General features: G+C 70.5%; 4 protein-coding genes. All 4 read left to right on the top strand.

All coding sequences use genetic code 11. The features are described from left to right. Positions 1-318: sigma-70 family RNA polymerase sigma factor (locus ABZY33_RS35735; RefSeq protein ID WP_356495887.1), on the top strand; the 318-nt coding region annotated here is incomplete at its 5' end. Between the two features lie 200 nt (positions 319-518). Continuing rightward, positions 519-3,659 (top strand): glycoside hydrolase family 3 N-terminal domain-containing protein, encoded by a 3,141-nt coding sequence (locus ABZY33_RS35730; protein ID WP_356495886.1) that lies wholly within the window; start codon positions 519-521, stop codon positions 3,657-3,659. A 259-nt stretch (positions 3,660-3,918) separates the two neighbouring features. Next, entirely contained in the window at positions 3,919-6,195 is a 2,277-nt protein-coding gene (locus ABZY33_RS35725; protein ID WP_356495885.1) for a bifunctional glycosyltransferase family 2 protein/CDP-glycerol:glycerophosphate glycerophosphotransferase, read from the top strand. Further along, on the top strand, positions 6,179-6,432 hold a 254-nt coding region (locus tag ABZY33_RS35720; protein ID WP_356495888.1), incomplete at its 3' end, for a sugar phosphate nucleotidyltransferase. The genes ABZY33_RS35725 and ABZY33_RS35720, both read left to right, overlap by 17 nt.

Below are 6,432 nucleotides of genomic sequence, written 5' to 3'. Positions count from 1 at the left end.
CAGCGGGCCTCCAACGGCTACAACAGCGTCTCCCTGGACGCGGCGGTCAACGGACAGGACGACGAGTCCGACACGATGCTCGCCGACTTCATCGGCATCGACGAGGAGCGCTTCGAGCTGGTGGAGAACTTCCACTCGCTGGCCCCGCTCGTCGCCGGCCTGGACGAGCGCGACCGGCGCCTGATCCACCTGCGCTTCGTCGAGGAGAAGACCCAGTCGGAGATCGGCGAGGAGCTGGGCTGCTCGCAGATGCACGTCTCCCGCCTGATCACCCGCGTCGTGAAGAAGCTGCGCGCGGGCCTGATGACGAGCGAGTAGCAGACCGCACGAGAGGGCCGCTCCTGACGGGTCAGGAGCGGCCCTTTCTCGTTCCGCTCCCGTCCAGCGGTACCGCCACCGCTGTTTGACGGTTCAACAGATGATCCATAACCTCCTCCTGCGTCCGGCTCCCGGCCGGACGCACGGCTGAGAGGACGCTGTCGGTGAGCCCAGCCTGGCGACGCCCCCGGACCACAGCGATGATCGGGGCCGCCGCCGTGGCGGCCGCGGCGGCGGTCCTGCTGCTCACCGGGCTGATACCCGGCCCGCCGGGGAGCGGAAGCGAGCGGCGGGCCGGCCTGGAGCAGGCGAACGCGCTCCTCTCCCGCCAGTCGGCGGAGCAGGGCATGGTCCTGCTGGAGAACCACGACCGGACGCTGCCGATCGGCCCGGACGCCCCCGTCGCCCTGTTCGGCGTCGGCGCCTACCGGACCGCCGAGGGCGGCACCGGCTCCGGCAACGTCAACAACCGCTACACCGTCAGCGTCCGCCAGGGCCTGGAGAAGACCGGCCACCGGGTGACCACCGGCGCCGCGTACTGGTCGGCGATGACGGCGGCCTACGACGCCAAGTACGGCCACGGTACGTCCAGCACCTGGGGCCAGGCCGTCGACTACGCCTCCGTCGAGCAGCCGCTGACCACCGCCACGGCCCGCCCGGCCGCCCCGACCGGCACCGCCGTCTACGTCGTCGCCCGCAGCTCCGGCGAGAAGAAGGACCGCTCCGCCCGCAAGGGCGACTACCTGCTCAGCGACACCGAGCGGGCCGACCTCACGGTCCTGGGCCGCGGCTACGCGCACGTCGTCGTGGTCATCAACTCCGGCGGCGTCATCGACACCAGCTTCTACCGGCAGCTCAACGCCGCCGAGCGCGACCCGGCCGGCGGCCCGGCGCTGGACGCGATGCTCCTGATGAGCCAGGCCGGCCAGGAGGGCGGCACCGCCCTGGCCCGCGTCCTGGACGGGACCGTCACCCCGTCGGGCAGACTCACCGACACCTGGGCGTCCGACTACGCCGCCTACCCGGCCTCCGCGACCTTCGCCGGCAACGACGGCCAGGTGGCGCGCGAGGAGTACACCGAGGGCATCTACGTGGGCTACCGCTACTTCGACTCCTTCGACCGCACGCTCGACGAGCGGTATCCGGCCGGCGCCGTCAACTACCCCTTCGGGTTCGGGCGTTCCTACACCGCCTTCCGCATCCGCACCCGCACGGTGACCGCGGACGCCGGGCACGTGACGGTCCGCGCCGAGGTCACCAACACCGGCCGCCGGCACAGCGGCCGCGACGTCGTGCAGATCTACGTCTCCGCCCCGCAGAGCGGCGCGGACAAGGCCTACCAGCAGCTGGCGGGCTACGGAAAGACGGACGAGCTGGCGCCCGGCGTCTCGCAGACCGTAACCATCCGCTTCACCACCCCGTCCCTCGCCTCCTACGACGCGTCCCGCGCCGCCTGGGTCCTGGACGCCGGCGACTACGTGGTCCGCGTCGGCGACTCCTCGCGCTCCACCCACGTAGCCGCCCGGCTCTCCCTGGCCCGGCCCGTCATCACCGAGCGGAACCACCACGAGCTGGCCGCCCGGCGGCCCGCCCGCGAACTGACCAGCACACCCGCGGACTTCTTCACCTATGCCGCCGAGAAGAAGGAGACCGCCGCCGCCCGGCGCCTCACCCTGGACCCCCGGGCGTTCCGCACCGCCGACCACGCCGCGGACCGCGCGCGGGACGTCACCGTCGGACCGGCGTCGCCGTACCACGCCCTGGACGGCTCACAGCTGGCCGCCACCACCGCCTACCTCGACCACCGCCAGCAGAACTGGGAGAAGACCGGCGCCCCCTACGCGCCGAAGCCCGGCGAGCGCGTCCGGTACGTCGAGACCGACCCCGACGCCACGCTCTACGACGTGGCCAAGGGCCGTACGACGATCCAGGAGTTCGTCGCCGGGCTGTCGCTGCGCCGGCTGGCCGCCGTGGTGGAGGGCGCCGCCACGGGCGGCAGCACCCGCTCCGCCGTCGGCGCCGCCGGCTACACCACCGGCACCCTCGAAGCCCTGGGCGTCCCCAGCATGACCCTCGCCGACGGCCCGGCCGGACTGCGCCTGACCCCGAAGGTCCCCACCACCCCCGCCACCTACCAGTACGCCACGGCCTGGCCGGTCGGCACGCTGCTCGCCCAGTCCTTCGACACCGCCCTGATCCGCCGGGTCGGCACCGCCATCGGCAAGGAGATGAACGCCTTCGGCGTCTCCCTGTGGCTGGCGCCGGGCATGAACATCCACCGCGACCCGCTGGGCGGCCGCAACTTCGAGTACTACGCCGAGGACCCGCTCGTCTCCGGGCTCACCGCGGCCGCCACCACCCGCGGCGTGCAGAGCAACCCCGGCGTGGGCGTGACCGTCAAGCACCTGGCCGCCAACAACCAGGAGAGCGGCCGCCGCGGCGGCGACTCCGTCGTGGGGGAGCGGGCCCTGCGCGAGATCGAGCTCAAGGGGTTCGAGATCGCGGTGCGCTCGGCCCAGCCGATGGCCGTCATGAGCTCCTACAACAAGGTCGGCGGGAGCTACGCCGCGAGCAGCCGCGACCTCCTCACCGACCTGCTGCGCGGCGAATGGGGCTTCACGGGCACCGTCATGAGCGACTGGGGCGGCTCCCAGGACGCCACCGCCTCCATGTACAGCGGCAACGACCTGATCGAGCCCGGCGGCAGCCCGTCCGACATCGTCGACGCCGCGGTTCAGACCCCGCCCACCCTCGACGTCACCGGCCTGCCCGTCCACACCCGGATCGTGCGGAACACCGGCTCCGACCACAGCGACGCCGGCGGCGACACCTTCGCGTTCGGCGGGCTCACCCCCGAGGCCGGTGGCCCCACCACCGTCTCCACCACCGTCGACGCCGCCACCGACCTGTCGCGGACGCCGCTCTCCGGCACCACCACGATCGACGCGATCAACAACCAGCGCCACACCGCCGACCCGAAGTTCGCCTCGGTCGACGCCGCCTACCGGTCGGTGCGCGAGCTGCTCGCCTCCTCCGCCCCGACCGCCGCGCAGAAGGCCGCGATCACCCTCAGCGGCGTCCGGCACGCCACCCCCGGGGACCCCGCCACCCCGGTGACCGCCTACACCATCACCCTGGCCGGGCGCTACCCGCCGGCCGGCAGCCACACGCTGCGTCTAGGCGACCTCCAGCGCAGCGCCCTGCACATCCTCACCACGGCGTCCCGGACGACGGCGTTCCAGGAGCTGGCGCGGGCGCAGAAAGTGTCCGGCATTTCGGTCGATTCCTATACGGAAACGTCCAAGAATCTCGACCAGGTGGTCACGGCCACCACCTCATGAGCGGTGTTAAAAATCACACCGGCATCTGGCCGTGCAACCTTCATCCAGGATTACGCGTCTAGCGGTTGCGGAAGGACAGGTCCGGTACAACAAAGCGCATGCTGGGGCGTGTTGTGTCGCTGGTCGGAAGGCCGGCGGTGGAATTTGGCCCTCCGCTCATACTGTATTTTCATGTAATATTCACCTTCTCACTCACGAATCGCCAGAGGCGCCTGCAGAGGCGTTCTTTTGACGCCCCTTCAGGTCCAGGGAAGCTCCTATGTGTCCAGTTCAGAGCACGATATCCCCCCGAATAAGCCTTGTTGTCCCGGTTTACAAGGTTCAGGGGTATCTGCGTGCGTGCCTCGACTCGATCCTCGAGCAGTCCTTCGCCGACTTCGAGATCGTCGCCATCGACGACCGGTCGCCGGACGCCTGCGGCCGCATCCTCGACGAGTACGCCGCCCGTGACCCCCGCGTCCGGCCGATCCACCTCGAGGAGAACAAGGGCATCGGCAAGGCCCGCGACCTCGGCGCCCTGGAAGCCCGCGGCGACTACATCTTCTTCCTGGACAGCGACGACACGCTGGCCCCGGGCGCGCTCCAGGCCGTCGCCGACCGCCTGGACCTGACGGAGGACCCCGACATCCTCCTGGTCAACCACGTCCGCACGTACTGGACGAACCGGGTGCAGGAGAGCGCCGCCGGCGAACTGCTCGCCGCCGGTGGCACCGACGTGTTCACCGCCCTCGAGCGCCCCGAGTACCTGACGATGTTCGCCGTCGTGTGGAACCGCGTGTACCGCCGCGACTTCTACGTCGGCAACGAATTCACGTTCACCGACGGCATCTACGAAGACGCCCTCATGGTCTACAAGACCATGCTGACCGCCGAGCGCATCGCCTGCCTGGAGCAGGTCTGCGTGGAGTACCGCCAGCGCCGCCAGGGCAACTCCATGCGCACCCCCGGCCAGAAGCACTTCGGCATCTTCGAGCAGTACGCCCGCCTCTTCGAGTTCCTCGACGAGCGCCCGCACCTGGACCCGGTGCGCGAACTGCTCTTCGAGCGGATGGTCAGCCACTTCCTGTTCACGCTGGTGCGCGAGGACCGCGTCCTGCCCAAGGACCGCGCCGACTTCTTCAAGCGCTCCTCGCAGCAGTACCGGCGCTTCAAGCCGGCCGGCTTCAAGAAGCCCGAGGGCGTGGCCGGCCTGCGCTTCGAACTGGTGGAGCGCGGCTCCTACCCCGCCTACACCGCCGTGCAGCTGGCCGGCTCCACGCGGGGCAAGTTGCGCAAGCGCGCGGCCAAGACCAAGACGGCGCTCGGCCGCAAGGCCTACGACCAGCTCTACCGCATGCACCTGCGCCGCCCGATCGACGAGAACCTCGCCGTCTACAGCGCGTACTGGGACCGCGGCGTGGCCTGCAACCCGGCCGCGATCTACCACAAGGCCAAGGAGCTGGCCCCGCACATCCACGGCGTGTGGGTGGTGCGCCCCAGCGAGGTGGCGAACGTCCCGGAGGGCGTCGACTACGTCGTCACCCGCTCGCCCCGGTACTGGGAGGTCATGGCGCGCGCCAAGTACCTCGTCAACAACGTCAACTTCGCGAACGAGATCGTCAAGCGCCCCGGCCAGATCCATCTGCAGACCCACCACGGCACGCCGCTCAAGCAGATGGGCATCGACCAGCAGCGCTTCCCGGCCGCCGCGAAGAACATGAGCTTCCACCAGATGCTCAAGCGCGTCGACCGCTGGGACTACAGCCTCTCCTCCAACCAGCACTCGACGGAGATCTGGGAGCGGGTCTACCCCTGCGCCTTCGAGAACGTCGACTCCGGCTACCCGCGCAACGACGTCTACTTCCAGGCCACCGGCGAGGACGTCGCCCGCATCCGCGCCGAACTGGGCATCGCCGAGGGCCAGACCGCCCTGCTGTACTGCCCCACGGTGCGCGACTACCAGAAGGGCTTCATCCCCCGCCTGGACCTGGAGCGGCTCTGCAACGAGCTGGGCCCGGACTTCGTCGTCCTGGTGCGCGCCCACTACTTCTACGGCGCCGACCCGCAGCTCCAGGCCCTCCAGGAGCGCGGTCTGATCAAGGACGTCTCCAAGTACCCGGTCGTCGAGGACCTGTGCCTGGCCGCCGACGCCCTGATCACGGACTACTCGTCGATCATGTTCGACTACGCCTGCCTGGACCGGCCGATCATCTCCTACGTGGACGACTGGGAGGTCTACAGCAAGGCGCGCGGCGTGTACTTCGACCTGCTCTCCCAGAAGCCCGGCCAGACCCCCGGCGCCACCGCCACCAGCGAGGACGAGCTCATCGAGGTCTTCCGCAGCGGTGCGTGGAACGACGAGCGGGCCACCGCCCTGCGCGCGGCCTTCCGCGAGCGCTTCGTCCAGTACGACGACGGCCACGCGGCCGAGCGCGCCGTCCGCGCCGTCCTCCTCGGCCAGGAGGCGGCCCCGGCCGTCATCCCGCTCGACCAGCGCACACCGGCGCCCGCCGCCACCGCCCAGCAGGTCAGCGGCACGGATCTCGTCGGCGCCTGACCCAGCGCTTCCCGGCACGGCCCCGCGCACCCGCGCGGGGCCGTGCCCGAGCGCGCCCGGACCACACACCACGCACCATCACGGGGAAGCACGCACACACATGCACACCAGGATCACCAAGGCTGTCATCCCTGCCGCAGGTCTCGGCACCCGGTTCCTGCCGGCCACGAAGGCGACTCCGAAGGAGATGCTTCCGGTGGTGGACAAGCCGGCGATCCAGTACGTGGTCGAAGAGGC

This window comes from Streptomyces sp. NPDC006552, assembly GCF_040611655.1.
GTDB lineage: Bacteria > Actinomycetota > Actinomycetes > Streptomycetales > Streptomycetaceae > Streptomyces.
The sequence above is the reverse complement of the archived record's forward strand: the minus strand, read 5'-3'. Positions and strand labels throughout refer to the sequence as shown.

What these genes read in the sequence shown, in the direction of transcription:
- ABZY33_RS35725 (WP_356495885.1), top strand. Translation starts at nt 3,919, where the DNA reads ATGTGTCCAGTTCAGAGCACGATATCCCCCCGAATAAGCCTTGTTGTC.
- ABZY33_RS35730 (WP_356495886.1), top strand. Translation starts at nt 519, where the DNA reads ATGATCGGGGCCGCCGCCGTGGCGGCCGCGGCGGCGGTCCTGCTGCTC.